This window comes from Humidesulfovibrio sp., from assembly GCF_031082295.1.
GTDB lineage: Bacteria > Desulfobacterota > Desulfovibrionia > Desulfovibrionales > Desulfovibrionaceae > Humidesulfovibrio.
The window spans coordinates 91,461-110,701 of sequence record NZ_JAVHLD010000003.1 but is presented as its reverse complement, the minus strand read 5'-3'; the positions used below and the strand labels follow the sequence as shown (position 1 = coordinate 110,701).

Sequence of the window (19,241 nt, the reverse complement as noted above, 5' to 3'; positions counted from 1 at the left end):
TATGCTCCTCATCGATGTCATTGACGGCCCGGCCGACCTGGACGCTCTTGCGGCCCACGACACCTTCGCAGGGGGCGCCCTGGAAGGGCGACGCCTGATCGTTACCTCCCACGCCGGGGCAGCGGCCTGCCGCGAGCGCGGCCTGGCTTTTGATTACTTTGAAAAGTATAAAAGCTTCGGTGATGTCAGTAAGAACAATCAGACGACTAAACGTTTGGCCACGGGCTGGATGCGCGATGCCGAGGCCCAGGAGATCTACCCCTGGCTGATCAACTATCACGGTGTGCCCGTGGGGTATTGCCTGGAGATGGTCTTCTCGCACGTGATCTGCGGTGCCGAGAGCGCTCTGCGCATTTCGAGGCGTCTGCTGGAGGTGGAGCAGCCCGCTCTGGTGCGCTTTGGCCCCGCTGCAGAGCCCGAGGGCGATTTCTGGTGCGGAATCTTCGTCAATCCCACGCGCCGGGCCCTGGAAGCCGCCGCGCGCCAGATGGGCATCGAAGTGCAGGTCCTTGGACCGGCGCAAGCTCCAAGCTCAGGGCAGAAGCCGCCGCTGACCTGGACAGCGCCAGTCCCGGACGCCTCCCTGGGCGGGCAGGAGCGCCTGGACGAGCTTGCGGAGCGTGTGCTGTTCTTCGGCCAGGGGCGGCACGCAGAACTCCTGGGCAGCATGTTCCGCCTTGCCCAGCATGAGCACCCGGACCTGATGCTTTATGCCACGATGGACATGAACGATTCTGTCCGCGCGCGGCTCCTTGGGCTTGGGAGCAAACTGTTCGACCCCTACTTGTGCCTTGAGCCGCGAGCCGCCCAAGAAGTGGCGGATCTGGTGGAAACCGCCAGGAACACACGAGAGCGCTTTTTTAGACGGCTGGCCCAATTCTTCGCAACCGCGGGGGACATGGGCGATGCGCTTTGGCCTCTTGTGCGTTTTCAATACGACTGGTTTCTGGACCAGGGTCTTCCGCAAGTGCTGGGGCGGGTCCTGACTGCGCTGCACACCCTGCGGCGCATGCGGACAAGGCTTGTCCTGACCATGGCGGATTCGACGATATTCGACAACTGCTGGATATATTCGGCAAGATCGCTGGGCATTCCCGCCATGTGCATCCTGCACGGGACATTGTACCAGCAGCCGGATCCCGACTATTGGGCCGACGGTCATTCCGACACCTGCACGGTGTGGGGGCCGCTCACGCAGCGCTGGCACACCACCTGTACCGGCAGCCCGGAGAAACGCTTCCCCATGGCGGGGCATCCGCAATTCGATGACCTGCTGGAACGTTTCGCCGCTGCGGAGACCGCGCAGCACGCTGCCCGCCTGAAGCTCGACCCCAAGCGGCCGGTCATTGGCCTCCTGCTCTGCATGGTGGGGGGCGGCATGGACCAGATGATAACCCACCCCGAGATGCTCCTTGAGGCGCTGTACAAGGGCTTTGAGAAGGTGCCGGGCTGCCAGGTGCTGATCCGTGCCCATCCGGTGACCAACATGGAGCCAGTTCGCGCTGTCGCCGCCCGCCACCGGGTGACCACGGTCATCGGGTCGGAGCTTGAAGTCATGCCTTTCCTGAAACTTTGCGACGTGGTGCTGAGCCAGCCCACAACGGTGATCCACGAGGCCATGCTGGTGGGTATCCCGGTGATCTTCTGCGCGGTGCAGCTGTCGGAGATGCTGCAATGGTGGCGAAGCGTCGCGGAAGTGTTCGCGCTGGACGACCCTGCCGATCTGCCCGGAATGGTCGCCTCGGTGCTGCCGGGCGGCGACATGCGCGAGGCCGTGCTGGCACGCCAGCGGGATTTCACCGAGCAGATGTTGGGCCCCCTGGATGGAAAGGCCTGTGAGCGCATTCTCGATGTAGTTGAAGATGTGGCTCTGCCTCGCTCGGACGCGAGGCCCATGGCCTCGGCGGCATCGTCTGGATATTTCAGCCAGCGCCCGGGGTGAGACAGCGGAACATGAGTTCCGCCCTGGTCCAGTCTTCAGGCGTATCGATGTCCTGCACGAGATGGCGGGGAATGCGCACCGGCACGGCGTCGGACGAGAAGATGCGGCCCTCGCTCCGGTATTTCACAACGTCGACCCAGTAGAACTGCCCGGCGTCGTGATAGACTTCGGGCAGATCCTGCGACCGGCTGCCATGATATTCCGGCCAGACCATGGACAGCCGTTGGCGCTCGTCAAGGCGCAGCGCACGGAAGACAGGCGAGGGGAATGTCGTTACCGAGAAGGCCGAGGTCGCCCGCTGCTCCTTGAGCAGGGCCAGCCCCCGGAGCAGGGCCTCGGGCTGGAGCAGCGGGGCCGAGGCGTAGATGCAGCATGCATAGTCCGGCACGCGGGACTCCGTGTCCACCCAGCCAAGCGCGTGCAGAAAGACGGAATCGGTGCTGGCGAAGTCGTCGGCCAGCTCTGCGGGCCTCAGGAAGGGCGCCTCGGCGCCCAGGCCGGTGGCCACCTCGGCGATGGCCGGGGAGTCGGTGGAGACGATGATGCGGTCAAACAGGCCGCATGCCCGCGCGGCCGCGATGGAGTAAGCGATGAGGGGCTTGCCCGCGAAGGGCTTGATGTTCTTGCCGGGGATTCGTTTGCTGCCGCCCCTGGCGGGTATGATCGCGATGTTCATGGATCTGCCTCTCGGGACTTGCCCAGGCCGCCGTGCATGGAGCTCGCGAACCGTATCCGGGGCAGTGTCGGCTTGTTCTATACGCGAACGGATTTCTTGCGGTCAAGGGAAGGCATCGAGTCAGGCCGTGGTCGGCCGGTATCCTTTGCCGGCACCGATACCGCTTGATAATCCACATGTGCTGGGATAGCCTGAGTAGCGGATATTAACTAAGTTTCGATTGTCTTATGTGTGGATATGACAAGTTTTTTGTTGGCAGGATGGCTTGTACGAGTTTTGAATTATTTGCCCAAGGCGCTGGGGTCGGTCGTGATCGGGTCTGTGTCCTTGCAGAGGAACATAGCGAATGTACAAAACGAAGCAGGACGAGTTTTGGGCGGGCAAGTTCAGAGACGACTACATCGACCGCAGTCAGGATCTCTATCCCATCGCACTGTATGTGTATTCGCAAATTATGGGAAAGGTCCCAGGCATCCGGACCATCCTGGAACTCGCGGCCAATATCGGCATCAAACTTGAGGCCATGCACGCGTTGCTGCCCTGGGTCACGGCGGACGCCGTGGAGATCAACGCCAAGGCTGTCAAGGCCCTCCGGGCCAGGCCGTTCATACAGGACGTGTTCCACGGGTCGGTCCTGGACTACGTCCCGGCCAAGACCTACGACCTGGTGATGACCAGCGGGCTGATGATCCATCTCGCGCCTGAGTTCCTGCCCCAGGTGTACGACACCATGGTGCAGGCCTCCGCAAAGTATCTGCTCGTCATTGAGTACTACAATCCCGATCCTGTCGAGGTGCCCTACCGGGGGCATTCCGGCGTGCTTTTCAAGCGGGATTTCGCTGGCGAACTCATGGACCGCCACCCCGGCGTGGAACTGGTCGACAACGGCTTCTTCTACAGGCGCGACAAGAACTTTCCCGGAGGCGACAACTTTTGGTTTTTGCTCAAGAAGAGCTGAGGCTGCAGGTCACGGCAACGCTGCTGCGAGGCCGCCATTGGTGCCGTTCTTGCAAAGAATCGCTCAAGGATTGAAGGCTGGCCCTGAGGCTGTCCGGCGCGCTCGAACTGACGTGCAGAGGCTTGCCTGCCGCTGGTGAGAAGGAGGAAGGAAATGGAGCCGCACATTCCTCACGGAATGCATGACATCTTGGCCGTAATCCCTGCCCGCGGCGGCTCCAAGGGCATCTTGCGCAAGAACATCACCCTGCTCGGCGGCAAACCGCTCATCGCCTACAGCATCGAGGTCGCGCTCAAAAGCCGCCACATCACAAGGATCGTGGTCTCCACCGAGGATGAGGAGATCGCCGAGGTCGCGCGCGCCTATGGGGCCGAGGTCCCTTTCCTGCGCCCTGCGGAATTGGCCCAGGATCACTCTGACCTGGGTGACAGCCTGAAGTACACCAAGGCGCGCCTGGCGGAGAGCGGCTACATGCCCCAGGGCGTCGTGCACCTCTCGCCCACATCGCCGTTTCGCAACCCCAGGTTAGTGGACTTCATGATCGGCAAGTTGTTCGAGGGGTACCAGCACATCATCACGGCCCGCGCTATTCCAGCCACGCAGCGGGGCTACCGGGTGCTTGACGCGGTGACAGGCCTGACCCATGCCGTGTCCACGCAGCAGCTTCCCTGCAGCCGCACCTGCCGGCCCTACGGCGTGCTCACCGGGGATAGGCTGACCCCAGCGTACCGTGGCACCTACGTCCACTACCTCGACGATCCTGTGATGCTCATTGACATTGATACCCATGAAGACTTGCGGCTGGCCCAAATGATAGTGGGTTGCGGACTCTTCGATTTTGGAGCCGTATGAAGGTCGTCATTCCCGTCGCATGTGTCTCCGAGTCGGAGGAGCTTCTAGCCATGAGGCCCTTCCCGGGCGGCTGTCTGGCTGGGGAGCTTGCCAGGACGGCTTGCGCCCTGCCTGGAGCCGTGGTCCACGTGCACGTTCGGGATGAGCGGCTCGGGGCCGTGCTGGAGTCGCAGGGACTCCCGGTATTTTTTGCCGGTCCGGTCGCTGCCGCCTCTGGACTGGAGCCCAACGCCCTGCTTCCCCTGGGGGGGGCGGCCGCCTTGGCCGATCTGATCCAGGCCGGACTGCTGCGAGCCGAGGAGCCTGTGGTGCTGGCCGACTGGCGCTTCCCCCTGCTCCAGGGCAAGACGCTGGCGAAGGCCTGGGAGTTCGCCTGCGGCCCTGGGCCTGAGGTCGGGACCAGCATGCAGTTGGTGCGCGATCACCCGGTCCAGCATAATGTGCCCTATCGCATCGTGGGCGTGGACCTGCTGGTGTTCCCCGATGCGGAGGCGTCCCACGGGGCCTGCGGCCTCAGCCGGCCTTTCCCTTTCGAATGGAAGCGTTACCGCCTGCCGCCAAGCGGGGCGGAAATGTTCGTCATGGCTCGCGGTGAACGTTCGCCCCAGTTATTCCCTCATCCCGTGATCGGCCCGGGCGATGCCGTCCCCGGAGCGCTGTGCCGTGTCCTGCTGAGGCCGGACCAGGAGCATGCGCGGCTTGTGCTTCCGGCGCCAGCCAGCGCGAGGAAGTCATGCAAGGCCCTGCCCGCCAGCCTTTCCCCTTCTGCCGTGCCGGTGGACCTCTGCCAGGCGGACGGCATGGTCAGGTGCTCTGTGGACGCGACCAGCCTGCCTCTGGGGGCGGTGCTGCGCCTGTGGCCGGTGCGCGGCTCCCTCGCCGGGGAAGGGTGCGCATTCCCGCTTCATGGGCGTCAGGCCGACGCCAGCCCACTGGTATTCGAGGTCCCCAACGCCGTGGATGCTGACGCGGTGGTGGTATGTGTTCTGGCGGATGGCGGGGATGAGTGCGATTTCTTCGAACCCGCAGAGTTAGGCGAGAGCCTCTGGGACATTGAGGTCAAGACCATGCAGCGCCTGTGCAAGCTCACAGGCAAGCCCCTCTGCAACCGCCAGGACTTTCCTGAACTTTTAGAACCATCAGGCGCGCTGGCGGCTGGCCGTGCCTCCGCGCTCATGGGTGTCCGGCCATGCGATGCGGTCGCCAGGCTCGACCTCGGAGGCCCGGACATGGTCAAGATTAGCGGGGAAATGGAGTACCATGCCGTCCTGGCGGACCTCGGCGTAGCGGTCCAAGGATCAGAGCGCTGCGCAGGTTTTTTGGCGCAGGAGGGTGTCGCCTCGAGCGCTCCGTGCGCCCCGGCGGGGGGCCCTTGCAAGGCCCAGTGGATCTTCCGCAGCGCCTGGGATGGGGTGCGACTCGACCTGGAAGCCTTGGCTGCAGATGTGGCCCAGTTCTCCATACGGCCCACACCGGAACTTGAAGCTGAAATCCGTAGCGCGTTTGACCTCGTGGACGCCAGTCTTGAGGAGGCGTTGTGGCGGCATGGGCTTCTTGACACCTTGTCCGGCCGCCAGACCGAAGCGCGCAAGCACGACCTGAGCCTGGGGCCCACTATCGGGCAGGCCATGGGCAACCTGTACGCCCTCAGGCAGGCCAGCCGCGAGGTGGCCTTGGCCTTCCAGCGGATCCTGACTGCCGCGGAGAACCGGAAGCAGGGCGCATTCAGGCCTGCCCAAAGGACGGTGGTCGGGCCGTTGCCGACATTGCCGACGCGCGTCCTGACCTCGGATGGGGTGTCGCGCCTGTATCTTTCGGCCTATGAGGTGGACTTAAGCGGAGGGCTGTTCATCAAGGACTTGCGTAACGGCGGCCTGGAGCCTTTTGCGCAGGGGCATGCGTACTCCGGGCTGTGGTTTGACGCTGGACAGAAGCTTCTTTACGCCGCCCAGTATGCTGAGGGCCATGTCGTGGCACCCGGGTTGGACATCTACGATTCCCAAGGCGTGCTGGTGGAGCGCATCCCGTTCGTGCTTGAAGGGGGACGGCAGCGTTATCTGCCCTGCTGCCTGCATGGGGATGCCACCCGTCTGTTCTTTATCGACATCCTCACGCAATCCATTGTTTGTTTGCGAAAAAAGGACATGGCGGAGTTGGAGGTAGTGCATAACGAAACCACGCCGTTTGTTTCCGATTTCCGCGTTTGCGATGGCACGCTCTATAGCAGCATGCGATTTCAGCATCTCCTGGGACGTTCACCCCTGGATGGTGGCGAGCAATTCTATGCCTCGGGTATCGATCTCGTTTTCCCCTACGCGCTGGATATTCACGACGCCACAAAAACAGTGTACGTCGTGACCTGTGAGCATGAGCCTCTGGCACAGGAACGGCAGGAGCACTGGTTGAAGCAAACGGACATGGACTTCTGCACCACTGGAACATTCAGTCTGGGGCAGAAGCGCGTGCAGAACATCCACATTATGCAGGGCACCGGTGTGCTGGCCCTGCTTGACTATCATGATGGTCTGGAACTCTACGAGCTCGGCGGTTGACCCCGTGCCGCCAGCCCACTTGAATAGCGCACTCCCATGCGGAAGGACTTGCCATGCCTGAAGTGATCCGCCATATGAAGCGCGCCATCCTTCGGGCAGCCGCAAACGCTGGCGAGGGCCATGTGCCCAGCGCCTTCTCCGTGCTGGACATCCTGTGGGTGCTCTACAGCCAGGTGCTGCGTCACGACCCCGCCAACCCCGGCTGGGAGGAGCGCGACCGCTTCGTCTTGAGCAAGGGCCACGCCTCCCTGGCGCTGTACGCCGTGCTGGCAAGGCAGGGCTATTTTCCGGAGGCCGAGCTTGAGCGCTTCGGCTCCTTTGGGGCCATGCTGGGCGGGCATCCATGCCGCCTCAAGGTGCCCGGGGTGGAGTGTTCCGCCGGGTCCCTGGGCCACGGCCTGCCCATGGCCGTTGGGCTGGCCCTGGGCCTGCGCCTGCGCGGGATGCCCGGGCGCGTGTTCGCGCTCATCGGCGACGGCGAGGCCAACGAGGGCTCGGTATGGGAGGCCTTGCTGCTGGCCGCGCACCACAGGCTCACCAACCTTTGCGTCATCGTGGATGTGAACCATTCCACGGACCGGGCGCTGGATCTTGGCGACCTGCCGGGCAAGTTCGCGGCCTTTGGCTTCAACGCGCAGTGCGTGGACGGCCACGACCACCAGGCCCTGCGCGAGGCCTTGAGCCAGGAGCCCGGCGACTGGCCCCTGGCCCTGCTGGCCCAGACCGTCAAGGGCCGGGGCTGCAGCGACATGGAGAACAACCCCGCCTGGCACCACCGCGCCCCCAAGGAACAGGAGCTTTGCGCCATGCTTCAGGAGTTGGCATGAACATGCGCCAGGCCTTTGCCGGGACCGTGCTGGAACTGTTGGCCGAGGACGAGCGCCTGGCCGTGCTGCTCTGCGACATCGGGGTCTGGGGCTTCCGCCAGGGCTTCGCCGATCATCCGGGCCGGGTGCTGAACATTGGCATTCTGGAGCAGGCCACCATGGGCGTAGCCGCGGGCATGTCAGCCGCAGGGCTCGTCCCGGTGGTGCACAGCATCGCGCCGTTCATCGTGGAGCGCGCCTTCGAGCAGCTCAAGATCGACTTCTGCTACCAGGGCCTGGGCGGCAACTTCGTCAGCGTGGGCGCCTCGCACGACTACGCGGCGCTCGGCTGCACGCACCATTGCCCCGGCGACGTGGGCGCGCTCAAGAACCTGCCCGGCATGGAGATCGTGCTGCCGGGCTGCGGCGAGGAGTTCGCCAGCCTGTTCCGTCAGGCCTACGCCAACGGCCACCCCACCTATTTTCGCCTGAGCGAGACGGGCAATGGCGCCACACAGCCCGTGGAGTTCGGGCGGATGCTTGTGCTGCGCCGCGGCGGCAAGGCCACGGTTCTGGCCCTTGGCCCCATGCTCGAACCCGCCCTGGCCGCCTGCGAGGGCCAGGACGTGACCCTGCTCTATGCCACCACGGTGGTGCCCTTCGACGCCGCGACCCTGGCGGCCAACTGCCCCTCGGGCAAGGTGCTGCTCTGCGAGCCCTACTTCGGCGGGGCCCTGGCGCCGGACATCCTGAAGGCTCTGTACCCCAGGCCCGTGCTGGTTGACTTCGCCGGGCAGGATACGGATTTTTCGCGCAATTACGGCAAGGCCCGGGAGCATGACGCGATCCTGGGTCTTGACGCCGACGGCATCAGGCAGCGTCTCGTGAGGCTCATCCATGCGCAGTGACACGTCGGAGCGGCTGGCCCGGTGCATCCTGGACGGCGCCCTGCCCGTGGGCGTTCGGGTGGGGCTTGCGCGCCTGGCGGGCAAGAGGGTGCTCTTGACCGGGGCCAGCGGGCTCATCGGCCAGTGGCTTTTGGCCAGCCTGCCAGAAGACCCGGCGACGCGCCCGGCGGAAGTGACGGTTGTTACGCGTAGCCGACCGACGGGATATTTCGCGCTCCTGGCAGAACGCAAGGGCGCGCGCATTCTCTCTGGCGACCTGGGGGACGCAGACTTCCGCCGCATACTGCCTGCGGCCGACCATGTCGTCCACGCCGCGGGCTACGGCCAGCCTGGAAAATTTTTGGCCGACCCCTTGGGCACCATGGCGCTCAACGTGTGTGCCAGCCTGGACCTGCTCTCTCGCCTGGCGCCCGGCGGGGGGTTCCTCTATCTCAGCACCTCGGAGGTCTACTCCGGCCTGCCGCCCGGAGAGCACGTGGAGACCCAGATCGGCACCACCAACACGGACCATCCCCGGGCCAGCTACATCGACGCCAAGCGCGCGGGCGAGGTCATCTGCCACGCCGCCTCGGCCTCGGGCAAGCGCGCCCGCGCAGCCCGCGTGGCCCTGGCCTACGGGCCGGGGGTGCGCCTGGACGACGCCCGGGTGCTCAACACCTTCATCCTGCGCGGACTTTCCGGCTCCGTGACCCTGGCCGACCACGGCCACGCCCTGCGGACTTACTGCTACGTCGCGGACACCATCGAAATCCTCTGGCGCATCCTGCTGGACGGGGAGCAGGTGGTGTACAATGTGGGCGGCATTTCGCGCACCACCATTGCTGACCTGGCGAGAAGCATCGGGCAGCTCACCGGCGCGCCCGTCATCTTCCCGCAGACCGAGGCCACGCTCACGGGCTCCCCCGGCGAGGTCAGCTTAAGCCTTGCGCGGCTGCGCCAGGATTTCGGCAAGACGGATTTCGTCCCGCTCGCTGCGGGGCTTGAGCGCACCATCGAATGGCTTCGCATGCTCACGGCTGCGGAGAAGGGAGACGCATGAAGACAGACCTGCTCGTCACCGGCGCCGCCGGTCTGGTGGGACATGCCCTGCGGCAGCGGAACCTCTCGGACACGGAGTTTGTCACCCGCGAGCACGCGGACCTGACGGAGTTTGGGTCCACCAGCACCATGTTCTCCCTGCTCAAGCCCCGGCGCGTCATTCACCTGGCAGCGGTGGTGGGCGGCCTGGGCGGAAACATGATCCATTCGGGCGAATACTTCCGCAACAACATCATGATGAATTTGAACGTGCTGGAGGCCGCGCGCCTAGCCGGTGTGGAGAAACTCATCTCCTTCATGTCCACCTGCGTGTTCCCAGACCGTTGCCAGTATCCGCTGAACGAGGCCCATCTGCACAACGGCCCGCCGCACCCCAGCAACTTCGGCTACGCCTACGCCAAGCGCATGCTTGAGGTGCAAAGCGCCGCCTACCGCAACGAGTGGAACTGCAACTACATCGTGGCCATTCCCACCAACATTTACGGCCCCAACGACAACTTCAGCCTCACCGACGGCCATGTCATCCCCTCTCTCATCCACCGCTGCCACCTGGCCAAGCAGCGTGGCGAGGACCTGGTGCTCTGGGGCAGCGGCAAGCCCCTGCGGGAGTTCATCCTCTCCGACGACGTGGCCCGGCTCACGCTGTGGCTGCTCGACAACTACAACGAGGACCAGCCCATCATCCTGTCTAGCGGCATCGAGGTCAGCATCATGGAGCTGGCTGAAACCCTCGCGGACGTGATGGAGTTCAAGGGTCGCCTGATTTTTGACACCACCAAGCCCGACGGCCAGCTGCGCAAGCCCTCGGACACGGCCAAGCTCAAGCGCTACCTGCCGGATTTTGAGTTTACCCCCCTGCGCCAGGGACTGGAGCAGACCGTGGAGTGGTTTTTGTCGAATTACCCGAAGGTGCGCGGAGCATGAGTGGCGGCAAAGAAATGACAGGGGACAAAGAAGTGACCGGCGTGTTCGACTGCGGCCCGGCGGAATTCGCCCAGGCCTTCGGCGAAACGATCCCGGCCCATGTGGCCGAGCGCGTGGCCGCCTACGGCATCCGCTGCCGACGCATGCCCCTGGCCGAGCGCGACGGCTGGCTGCGCAAGATCGCGGCCACGCTGTTGGAAGCCCAGCTGTCCAAGGCCGGAGAGCGCCGCCTGGGCGATTGGGAGAACGGCTGGCAGGAGAACCTGGACCGCTTTCTGGCAACGCCCTGCGCGCAGTCGCTGGTGCCAGGCTACTTCGGCAAGTACGACGCCCTGCGCCTGAACGGCGAACTGGTGGCCCCGGCCAGCCCGGACTGCGAGCGCAACATGCTGGCCGCCCTGGAGGACTGGCTGTTCGACGCCTGGCTGGCAGAAGCGCCAGCGGTCTATGAGTTCGGCTGCGGCACCGGCCACAACCTGGAGCGCGTGCGCCGGGTGAACCCAGTGGCCAGGCTCTACGGTTGCGACTGGGCGGGCTCCTCCAACAGGCTGGTTGCGGCCATCGGGGAGAGCGGGCTGCTGGGCCAGGTGGAGGCCAGGCGCTTCAATATCTTCGAGCCGGACACAGCCATGCGCCTGGAGCCGGGCGCGGCGGTGTACACAGTGGCTTCGCTGGAGCAGGTTGGGGAGGGCTTCCGGCCCTTCCTCGACTATCTGCAGGACAACCGGCCCTCGGTGTGTGTGCACATAGAGCCCGTCGGCGAGCTCCTCGACCCGGAGCGGCTGCTGGATTACTTGAGCCTGCGCTATTTCGAGAAGCGCGGCTACCTGAGCGGTTTCCTGCTGGAGCTCAGGCGGCGCGAGGCTCTGGGCCAGGTGGAGATTCTGAAGGCCCAGCGGACCAACGTGGGCAGCCTGTACATCGAGGGCTACTCCGCCGTGGTCTGGAGACCCCGGTAGCGCGCATGGAGATACTAAAAGCCATCCGCCTTCGCCTGGACGCCCTGGCCGCCGATCTGAAGGGGCGCAGGGTGGGTGTGTATCCAGCGGACTACGGCCGTTTCGCTGGAAATATCGGCGAGTTGCTGGCGGGATTCGACGTGGCGGGGCTGCACCACCCTGATCCGGACGTGAACCGGCAGGGTCTGCCGTACCTGGGAGACGTGCACGAGTTTTTGGACAGCGTGGACGTCATCCTGTGCTGGGGCGTGGACGCCGCCGCCACCGACCTGCTGTACCAGGCCCACCAACGCACCCCGCCCCCGCGTGTGATCAACGTGCTGGACACGGCCTCCGACGCCTGCATCCTGGGAGCCCGTCGCGCCTTGCGCTTCGCGGACCTGGCGGAGCCGGGCGAGGCGGACTTGGCCTTCATGTCGGAGCTGGGACTGGATCTGGAGGCCCTGCGGCTTAGCTTTGCGCAGGGCTGGCCTGAGCCGGTGCGCGAGCTGGCCCGGAATGCCGAGGTGCAGGCCCTTTCGCCGGAGTTCGCGGAGGTGTTTTCTGGCTTTGAGGCCCAACTGCTGGAGCACCGCACGGCCCTGTGTGCCTGCCCCTGTTGCGGGCGCGCGCTGGTGTCGGACCAGGCTTTTCTGTTGCGCCAGCCAGAGTTGCACTTCGTCACCGCGCACCGTTTCGTTTGCCCCGAGCACGAGGAATTTTACCTCTTCAAGACCCTGCCGATCCTGGTGGGCCTGTATCTGCCCGCGCGCGAGGCGTTCCTGAATGCACGCCCGCTTGAAGAATCCATGCGCTACATGTTTTTCGAGTCCGCGCAGCTCGCCAGGCTCATCGAGCGCTTCAAGCTCCTCTGCCTGCGCTCCTGGGGAGAGGTGGAACGCTATTCGGCTCCGCAGGCTCCCGGCAAGAAGCCTCTGGCCCTTCTGGGCAACTACAAAAACCTGGGGCACCAGATCCGCAACGAGCTGGCCGGCATCCAGGCCGTGCTGGCCGCTGGCGTTGGCGAAGTTTTTCAGGGCGCCCTGGTGACCCTGAGCGACCTGTTGGACATGGCCGCGTTGTTCCCCGAGCTGCCGCCCCTGCGCCGCCTGACCGGACTGGACGAGGCGCGCCTCACCGACCAGGCTTTCCGGCTGCCCCTTGAGGAAAACCTGCTGCCAGTTATGCTCCACTACGGTGGGGATTTTCAGGAGGCCTTGGCCCGTCGCGTCCTCGCGCTGGCGGCCAGCCGCGCCAGCCAGCGTGCCCGGGAACTGGCCCAGGCCTGCGCCCAGGCCCGGCTGAGCCTGTGGATCACCCTGCGCTCCACCCGCGCCTGGACCTCGCAGAACGCCGGGTTCGTCGACCTGCTGACGCGGCTGCACCGGGAGTATCCGGATCTGGTGGTGGTGTTCGACGGCCTTGAGAACGAGCGGGAGCGCATGAGGGAGATCACGTCCGCCTTGCCTCCGGCTTTGCCCTGGCTAGACGCCCTGGGGCTTGGTGTCTCGGACACGATCCACCTGGCCGCGCATGTGACCCTGCACATTTCGCCCCTGGGCAGCGGAGCGACGTTCCTCGGCATTGCCAACGTGCCGGGCGTGTTCCATGGCGGGAGCGACATCATGGACGCCTACCTGCTGCCTGCGGGGCCTGGGAATGTGGCCTCGCTCCCGCGTGAGAACCCAGCATTGAACCTGTCGGTGTCCGCCGTGGCCGAGGACTGGTCGGTGGAGATGCACGTGCGGCACTATGAACTTGACGTGGACGAACTGTATGCCGCGGTGCTGGCCGTTCTGGCGCGGTTGGGCTTTGCCTCGCCTGCGGAGGAGGGCGCATGAATCTCAAACACCTGGATTGGGAACATGCGCTGTACCGGCAGGTCGTGGAAACCGGTGTGCTGGGCGTGCCACAGGCGGCGAGCTTGCGTGGCGAACTGGAGTCCCTGGACGCTAGGCGTGTGCTGCTCTACGGCGTCAACCAAGGCACGGGTGCCGCGGTCCGTCTGGCCCTGGGCGCGATGGTCACGGGCTATGTGAACTCCGACACCCTGTTCAAGGGCCAGGAGGTCGACTGTGACGCCGTTGTGCTGGCGGTTTCCCCCAGGCACTACGCGGCTGTGTTGAACCGTCTGGAAGACACGCTTGACCTGGGCCGACGTCCGGTGCTGACGCTGTTTGACCACGAGCCGGAAACCTCACTGGAGACCATGAGGGGCGCCACGGGCAAGCGCGTGCGCCCTTGCCATTTCGAGGACATGTTCATCAATCACGCCGGGGAGGTGTTTCCCGGCTGCCTTACCTGGAGCGATCCAGCCAAGCGCATCGGCCACCTGGGCGATGCGGACCTCATGCAACGTCTGCAGGACTTCGACATACGTACCTGCCAGTGCGAGCCCTGGAGCTTCAATTCCATATTCCGCCCGGCGGTGGCCGGAGAGGCCGTTTGCATCAGGACGCTGAACATCGAGCTGTCGCTGTTCTGCAATTCGCGTTGCGCCATGTGCTGCGTGCACGCGCCCGAGTACACGGCGGAGTTCAAACAGCCGGACTATTCCCTGTATCCGGAGATCATCGCCCTGGTGAAGCGGCTGCGGCCCGCCAGCATTTATCTCCAGGGGGGCGAGTTGCTGGTTCAGGAGCGCATCTTCGAACTGTGCGCCGCCTTGCGGGAAGCTTCTCCACAGACGGCGCTTGCGCTCGTCACCAACGGGAACGTGCCTGGGAAGCTGGCCGACAGGGCCGTTTGCGCGTTTGATTCCATGGTGGTCAGCCTTTACGGGCACACCCCGCAGACGTATAAGGTGCTGACCGGGCTGAACGTCGAACGTGCCCACGCCTTCTCTCGGCGCGTGGCGGCCATCGCGCCGGAGAAGCTGACCCTGAAGTATCTGGCCACGCCCGTGAACATCCATGAGGCGTCGCTCTTTCTTGATTGGGCCATCAGGGTCGGGCCCCGGGGCATACAGATCATCGACGCGGATTCGAGCGACTATGTGCGCTTCACCCGCCCAAGACGCGGCCCAGGCTTCGACCCGCGCCGCAACCCCCTGCACGACCTGTACTGGGAGCGCATCTTCACCCGCAGCATCCGCGACCTGGAGCGTGTCGCGAGCGCGCGCAGGGACGAGATGGCGGCCCTGGGCCTTGACCTCACGGTCTGCGGCGGTGTTTTCGACATGATCGGCGTGGACGCCAGTCTGTGGAGAGCCTCTTGAGCATCAAACTTGCAAAGACATCTCATTGCCATCGCGGTAAAGTCGAAATCGCCGGGGCGCTCGTCATCCAGGCCCGGCGCAGTCAGGAGGCTGTTTCATGATTGCCCTGTCCGAGATGCAGATCATCCAGATCGACGTGACCAACGCCTGCATGAACCGCTGCTCCAACTGCACGCGCTTCACCGGCCACCACCGCAAGCCGTTCTTCATGGACATGGAGACCTTCCGCCGCGCGGTGGATTCCCTCGTCGACTTCCCCGGCATGGTCGGCATGATCGGCGGGGAGCCGCTCTTGCACCCGCAGTTCGCGGAGATGGCCGAGTACCTCGCTTCGAGGATCACCGACAAGAAGCGCCGAGGCCTGTGGTCCACGGTGCCCAAGGCACAGGGCGAAAAGTACGGAACCCTCATCCGCGAGGTGTACGGCAACTTCTATTTCAACGACCACAGCGTCGACCAGATTCTGCACCAGCCCCTGCTGGTGGCGGCGGAGGAGGTCGTGGCCGACAAGGACGAGATGTGGCGGCTCATCGACGACTGCTGGATCCAGAAGTACTGGTCGGCCTCCATCACGCCCAAGGGCGCGTTTTTTTGCGAGGTGGCGGCCAGCTTCGACATGCTTTTCGACGGTCCCGGCGGCTGGCCGGTGGAGCCCGGCTGGTGGAAGCGCGTGCCTGCGGACTTTGACGAGCAGAAGAGGCGCGCCTGCCCGAGGTGCGGCTGCGCCATCCCGCTCAAGCGCAGGCCCAGCGCCCAGGAGATCGACGACGTGAGCCCCGGCAACCTGGAGGCCCTCCTGGCCATCCGCTCGCCCAAGGCCCAGCGCGGCCGCGTGGAGATCTACGGCGGCGGCCTGGCCGAGGACTGGAACCCCGGCCCCAACTGGTACATGAGCGAAGTGGAGCGCGAGACCGAGCTTGAGTATCGCGAGAAGATCGCCGAACGCCTGGCGGCGGAAGAAACCAACGGCGCGTGCGCCGGGAGCGCCAAATGAGCACAAGCATCCAGAAGACGACCAGACGCGTGCTGACCAAGAGGGGCGTGATCTGGCTGGGCCAGACCTGCAACCTGCGCTGCCGCTTCTGCTATTTCCAGACGCGCATCGAGGCCAAGGACCACCCCGAGCATCCGTTCATGAGCCTCGACAAGGCCAAGAGCATCTTCGACATCCTGCGCAACCACTACGGCAACAACGCCATTGACATCCAGGGCGGCGAGCCGACAATTTTCCCCGGCATTGAGGAACTGTGCAGCCACAGCGCCAAGATCGGGCTCCTGCCCACGCTCATCACCAACGCCCTTGTGCTGGCCAAGCGCGACGCCTGCCAGCGGCTCAAGGACTCCGGCGTGCGCGACCTGCTCGTCAGCGTGCACGGCCTGGGCGCCAACTACGACGACGTGGTGGGCGTGCCCGGCGCGCACAAGCTGCAGATGCAGGCGCTGGACAACTGCGTGGCCATCGGCATGCCGGTGCGCTTCAACTGCGTGCTCACCAAGTCCTCCCTGCCGCACCTGGCCGACGTGGCCCGGCTTGCCGTCAGCGTGGGCGCGCGCGCGGTGAACTTCATCGCCTTCAACCCCTTCGAGGACCAGCAGAAGGGCGAGCGGTCGCTGGACGACGTGGCCGCCTACTCCGAGGTCGCCCCGCCGCTCCTGGCCGCCATGGACGTGTTGCGCGGCGCGGACATCGAGGTCAACGTGCGCTACTTCCCGCTGTGCCAGGTGCCGGAAGACTACCGCCAGCACCTCTACAATTTCCAGCAGCTGCCCTACGACCTGCACGAATGGGACTACGCCTCCTGGTCGTTCACGGACATGAAGCCCCAGCGCATGCGCGAGGGCGGGCTCTCGCCGCTCATCAGCCTGCGCGAGGCCAACTTCCGCTCGCCCATGTACAAGAGCTGGCCAAACTACCTTGCCGACCCCGCCATCAGCGTGGACGACGAGTACCGCCACAGCGCGCTCATCCGTTCGCGCGAGCACTGCGGCTACCGCGAGACCCCGGCCTGCGCGGCCTGCGGCATGCGTCAGATTTGCGACGGGTTCCACGGCGACTACGCCGCCTTCTTCGGCACCGATGAGGCCCAGGCCATCGCCTCGGCCGCCGTGGTGCCCGGTCCGATTGTCGACCCGCGCCACTACATCAACGCGCAGCGCAAGGTCGTCGAGCCCGAAGACGCCGCCTGGGCGCTGTAACGGTACAGCCAGGGAGAACCCGCATGTCCATCCACGACCTCATCGCCAGGCGCGCCAAGCCTGCGCCGGACCAGCAGCCCGTGGCCCTGCCGCAAGCGCTGCTGGACCAGCGCCTGGACCGCGCCAGGATGCTGAAGCCCAAGGTGAGCTTCATCGTCACCAGCTACAACTACGAGAAGTACATCGTGGAGTGCCTGCGCTCGGTGACGCGGCAAACCTACGACAACTGGGAATGCATCGTGGTGGACGACGTTTCCACCGACGGCACCGTTGCCGCCGTGCGCGCCTTCGTGGACAGCCCGGAGTCCGGCGGGCGTTTTCAGCTCATCCAGCGCGCCGAGAACGGCGGCCAGATGGAAGCCTTCCGCGACGGGCTGAAGCTCGCCACGGGCGCCTTCGTGTGCATGCTCGACGCCGATGACGTGCTGCTGGAGGACTTCCTCGAGGCGCACATGCGCGCGCACCTGTCCGTGGCCACCGTGGCCTTCACCAGCTCCAACCAGTACCAGATCAACGCGCACGGCGAGATCATCGGCGGCCAGCACATGGACCACCAGTCCAAGGGCCACTACCGCCACGTGCAGAAGACCAGCTTCCAGAACGGCCTGTGGATCTGGGCCACCAGCTCCAGCATGGTCTTCCGCCGCAGCACGGTGGAGCTCATCATGCCGCTGGACGGCACCACGTTCCGCATCTGCGCGGACTACTACATCGCGCATTTCTGCCACTTGATCGGCGACAGCCTGCTCATCCCCACCATCCACGGCTGCTACCGCCGCCACGGGGGCAACAACTTCGGCACCAACCCGGTGCTGGGCAACATCAACAGCGTGGGCAACCTGGACAAGCACCCGCCCCACGACCTGTTCCGCTGGACCATGATCCGGCACGTGCTGGACAACTTCGACATGTTCTATCCAATTTTCATGGGCACGGGATTGGTCAAGTTCCTGCTGCGGCTGGTGAAGCTTTCCGAGCTGCCCGGCCTCGCGGCCGCGTACCCCCGGGCCTTCCCGAAACCGCTCTGGCGTTACTGGCGCTTGGTCATGGAGCAGTGGCGCATGAAGCGCTACACGCCCATGAGCGTGAAGTTCAAGATCCTGCCCGATCCGCTGGCCCAGGCGGCGGGCATGGTTCACTGCAAGGAGCAATGATGCAGCGTTTGCTCATTTGGGGCACCGGCGGCCAAGCCGGAATGATCATGTCCCAGTTCCCCCACGCCACGCACGATGTCGTGGCCTTCGTGGACAACAACTCCGCCCGGCAGGGCAGCCAGTTTCACGGCAAGCCGGTCATCAGCCCGGAGGCCGCGGCAGCGCTCTCTCCCGGCGCGGACTTTGACCAAATCGCTATCGCCAGCGCCTTCTTCGCCGAGATCCGCCAGCAGGCGCTGAGCCTGGGCATCCCGGCGGAGCGCATCGCGCCTGCGCCCACCCTCTGCTTCGCCTGCTGCGCTCATCTGCTGACGGCCGGGCAGCTGGCCGAGTTGAGCGCGGTTCCTTGGTGGCATCACCGTTTTGAAATATTGCCGGGCGTGGTGACTCCCGGCGTGGTAGCCTACAAACCCTGGCTGCTGGGGCACTCCCTGGTGGCGGATTTGAAAGGCCAGCGCGCTCTGGATATCGGCGCCTGGGACGGCCCCTACACCCTGGAGATGGCGCGCCGCGGCGCCTCCGTCACCGGCTTCGACATCCAGCCGGCCACGCATTCCGGCTTCGACGCCATGCGCCGGGTGAACAACCTGGACGCGGGCCACATCTGCGCCAACGTCTACAACCTGAACCCGGAGGAACACGGTACCTTTGATCTGGTGACCTTCTTCGGGGTCTACTACCACCTGAAGGATCCGCTGTTGGCCCTGTCCAACATCAACCGTGTGCTGAACCCAGGCGGCCTGCTGCTGGTTGAGGGCGCGATCCTGGAGGGCGCACCCCAGGTGGACGCCTACTGGGCCGGACGTGAGGACGTCATCGAGCGTGTGCGCGACATCCCCATGGGATATTTCGTTCGGGGCGAGTATGAACGGGAGTGGAGCAACTGGTGGGTGCCCAACCTGGCCTGCCTGCGCCACTGGGTTGAGAGCAGCGGGTTCAAGCCATTGGAAGCCAGCCTGGTGGAACTGGGCAGGCGGGGCTACGTGGTCGCGCAAAAGATTTCCGAGGTCCCCCTGGAGCACATCGTGCTGCCTCCGGCTTTGGCGGGACGGTAGGCAGAGGCTGGGACAGGACGGCCAT

16 protein-coding genes are annotated in these 19,241 nt (G+C 65.0%); 15 read left to right on the top strand and 1 reads right to left on the bottom strand.

The window, feature by feature from the left end; all coding sequences use genetic code 11:
* The first annotated feature begins 1 nt into the window (after position 1).
* Positions 2 to 1,942 (top strand): hypothetical protein, encoded by a 1,941-nt coding sequence (locus tag RDU24_RS02965; RefSeq protein ID WP_308734245.1) that lies wholly within the window; start codon positions 2 to 4, stop codon positions 1,940 to 1,942.
* Here the strand turns inward: RDU24_RS02965 and pseF are convergent.
* Positions 1,923 to 2,618 (bottom strand): pseudaminic acid cytidylyltransferase, encoded by a 696-nt coding sequence (gene pseF / locus RDU24_RS02960; RefSeq protein ID WP_308734244.1) that lies wholly within the window; start codon positions 2,616 to 2,618, stop codon positions 1,923 to 1,925. The genes RDU24_RS02965 and pseF overlap by 20 nt on opposite strands.
* Before the next feature lie 346 nt (positions 2,619 to 2,964).
* Between pseF and RDU24_RS02955 the strand changes: the two genes are divergently transcribed.
* The 14 genes from RDU24_RS02955 to RDU24_RS02890 all read left to right on the top strand — a co-directional run bounded on the left by RDU24_RS02955 (position 2,965) and on the right by RDU24_RS02890 (position 19,216).
* Positions 2,965 to 3,576, top strand: a complete 612-nt coding sequence (locus RDU24_RS02955) for a pseudaminic acid biosynthesis-associated methylase (protein ID WP_308734243.1) — start codon at positions 2,965 to 2,967, stop codon at positions 3,574 to 3,576.
* Positions 3,577 to 3,729: 153 nt separating this feature from the next.
* Positions 3,730 to 4,428, top strand: a complete 699-nt coding sequence (locus RDU24_RS02950) for an acylneuraminate cytidylyltransferase family protein (RefSeq protein ID WP_308734242.1) — start codon at positions 3,730 to 3,732, stop codon at positions 4,426 to 4,428.
* 260 nt (positions 4,429 to 4,688) lie between these two features.
* The gene (locus RDU24_RS02945; RefSeq protein ID WP_308734241.1) at positions 4,689 to 6,980 is read left to right on the top strand and encodes a hypothetical protein; all 2,292 of its coding nucleotides are present in this window, start codon (positions 4,689 to 4,691) and stop codon (positions 6,978 to 6,980) included.
* A gap of 53 nt (positions 6,981 to 7,033) precedes the next feature.
* A complete protein-coding gene (locus RDU24_RS02940; protein ID WP_308734240.1) occupies positions 7,034 to 7,807 on the top strand; it encodes a transketolase in 774 nt (257 codons plus the stop codon).
* The gene (locus RDU24_RS02935) at positions 7,804 to 8,694 is read left to right on the top strand and encodes a transketolase family protein (protein WP_308734239.1); all 891 of its coding nucleotides are present in this window, start codon (positions 7,804 to 7,806) and stop codon (positions 8,692 to 8,694) included. The genes RDU24_RS02940 and RDU24_RS02935 overlap by 4 nt, the downstream gene beginning before the upstream one ends.
* A complete protein-coding gene (locus RDU24_RS02930; RefSeq protein WP_308734238.1) occupies positions 8,684 to 9,733 on the top strand; it encodes an NAD-dependent epimerase/dehydratase family protein in 1,050 nt (349 codons plus the stop codon). The genes RDU24_RS02935 and RDU24_RS02930 overlap by 11 nt, the downstream gene beginning before the upstream one ends.
* A complete protein-coding gene (locus tag RDU24_RS02925) occupies positions 9,730 to 10,656 on the top strand; it encodes a GDP-L-fucose synthase family protein (protein ID WP_308734237.1) in 927 nt (308 codons plus the stop codon). Before RDU24_RS02930 ends, RDU24_RS02925 begins: the two co-directional genes overlap by 4 nt.
* A 14-nt stretch (positions 10,657 to 10,670) precedes the next feature.
* On the top strand, positions 10,671 to 11,615 hold the full coding sequence (locus RDU24_RS02920) for a hypothetical protein (protein ID WP_308734236.1): 945 nt from the start codon (positions 10,671 to 10,673) through the stop codon (positions 11,613 to 11,615).
* A gap of 5 nt (positions 11,616 to 11,620) precedes the next feature.
* Positions 11,621 to 13,435: a hypothetical protein gene (locus RDU24_RS02915; protein ID WP_308734235.1), complete on the top strand. Its 1,815-nt coding sequence runs from the start codon at positions 11,621 to 11,623 to the stop codon at positions 13,433 to 13,435.
* Entirely contained in the window at positions 13,432 to 14,811 is a 1,380-nt protein-coding gene (locus RDU24_RS02910) for a radical SAM protein (protein ID WP_308734234.1), read from the top strand. The genes RDU24_RS02915 and RDU24_RS02910 overlap by 4 nt, the downstream gene beginning before the upstream one ends.
* 97 nt (positions 14,812 to 14,908) lie before the next feature.
* Positions 14,909 to 15,805, top strand: a complete 897-nt coding sequence (locus tag RDU24_RS02905) for a radical SAM protein (RefSeq protein WP_308734233.1) — start codon at positions 14,909 to 14,911, stop codon at positions 15,803 to 15,805.
* Positions 15,802 to 17,007: a radical SAM protein gene (locus RDU24_RS02900; protein WP_308734232.1), complete on the top strand. Its 1,206-nt coding sequence runs from the start codon at positions 15,802 to 15,804 to the stop codon at positions 17,005 to 17,007. Before RDU24_RS02905 ends, RDU24_RS02900 begins: the two co-directional genes overlap by 4 nt.
* Positions 17,008 to 17,030: 23 nt before the next feature.
* Positions 17,031 to 18,161 (top strand): glycosyltransferase family 2 protein, encoded by a 1,131-nt coding sequence (locus RDU24_RS02895; RefSeq protein WP_308734231.1) that lies wholly within the window; start codon positions 17,031 to 17,033, stop codon positions 18,159 to 18,161.
* Positions 18,161 to 19,216: a class I SAM-dependent methyltransferase gene (locus RDU24_RS02890; RefSeq protein WP_308734230.1), complete on the top strand. Its 1,056-nt coding sequence runs from the start codon at positions 18,161 to 18,163 to the stop codon at positions 19,214 to 19,216. Before RDU24_RS02895 ends, RDU24_RS02890 begins: the two co-directional genes overlap by 1 nt.
* Positions 19,217 to 19,241: the final 25 nt, after the last annotated feature.

What these genes read in the sequence shown, in the direction of transcription:
- RDU24_RS02965 (WP_308734245.1), top strand. Translation starts at nt 2, where the DNA reads ATGCTCCTCATCGATGTCATTGACGGCCCGGCCGACCTGGACGCTCTT.
- pseF (WP_308734244.1), bottom strand. Translation starts at nt 2,618, where the DNA reads ATGAACATCGCGATCATACCCGCCAGGGGCGGCAGCAAACGAATCCCC.
- RDU24_RS02955 (WP_308734243.1), top strand. Translation starts at nt 2,965, where the DNA reads ATGTACAAAACGAAGCAGGACGAGTTTTGGGCGGGCAAGTTCAGAGAC.
- RDU24_RS02950 (WP_308734242.1), top strand. Translation starts at nt 3,730, where the DNA reads ATGGAGCCGCACATTCCTCACGGAATGCATGACATCTTGGCCGTAATC.
- RDU24_RS02940 (WP_308734240.1), top strand. Translation starts at nt 7,034, where the DNA reads ATGCCTGAAGTGATCCGCCATATGAAGCGCGCCATCCTTCGGGCAGCC.
- RDU24_RS02935 (WP_308734239.1), top strand. Translation starts at nt 7,804, where the DNA reads ATGAACATGCGCCAGGCCTTTGCCGGGACCGTGCTGGAACTGTTGGCC.
- RDU24_RS02930 (WP_308734238.1), top strand. Translation starts at nt 8,684, where the DNA reads ATGCGCAGTGACACGTCGGAGCGGCTGGCCCGGTGCATCCTGGACGGC.
- RDU24_RS02925 (WP_308734237.1), top strand. Translation starts at nt 9,730, where the DNA reads ATGAAGACAGACCTGCTCGTCACCGGCGCCGCCGGTCTGGTGGGACAT.
- RDU24_RS02920 (WP_308734236.1), top strand. Translation starts at nt 10,671, where the DNA reads ATGACAGGGGACAAAGAAGTGACCGGCGTGTTCGACTGCGGCCCGGCG.
- RDU24_RS02915 (WP_308734235.1), top strand. Translation starts at nt 11,621, where the DNA reads ATGGAGATACTAAAAGCCATCCGCCTTCGCCTGGACGCCCTGGCCGCC.
- RDU24_RS02910 (WP_308734234.1), top strand. Translation starts at nt 13,432, where the DNA reads ATGAATCTCAAACACCTGGATTGGGAACATGCGCTGTACCGGCAGGTC.
- RDU24_RS02905 (WP_308734233.1), top strand. Translation starts at nt 14,909, where the DNA reads ATGATTGCCCTGTCCGAGATGCAGATCATCCAGATCGACGTGACCAAC.
- RDU24_RS02900 (WP_308734232.1), top strand. Translation starts at nt 15,802, where the DNA reads ATGAGCACAAGCATCCAGAAGACGACCAGACGCGTGCTGACCAAGAGG.
- RDU24_RS02895 (WP_308734231.1), top strand. Translation starts at nt 17,031, where the DNA reads ATGTCCATCCACGACCTCATCGCCAGGCGCGCCAAGCCTGCGCCGGAC.
- RDU24_RS02890 (WP_308734230.1), top strand. Translation starts at nt 18,161, where the DNA reads ATGCAGCGTTTGCTCATTTGGGGCACCGGCGGCCAAGCCGGAATGATC.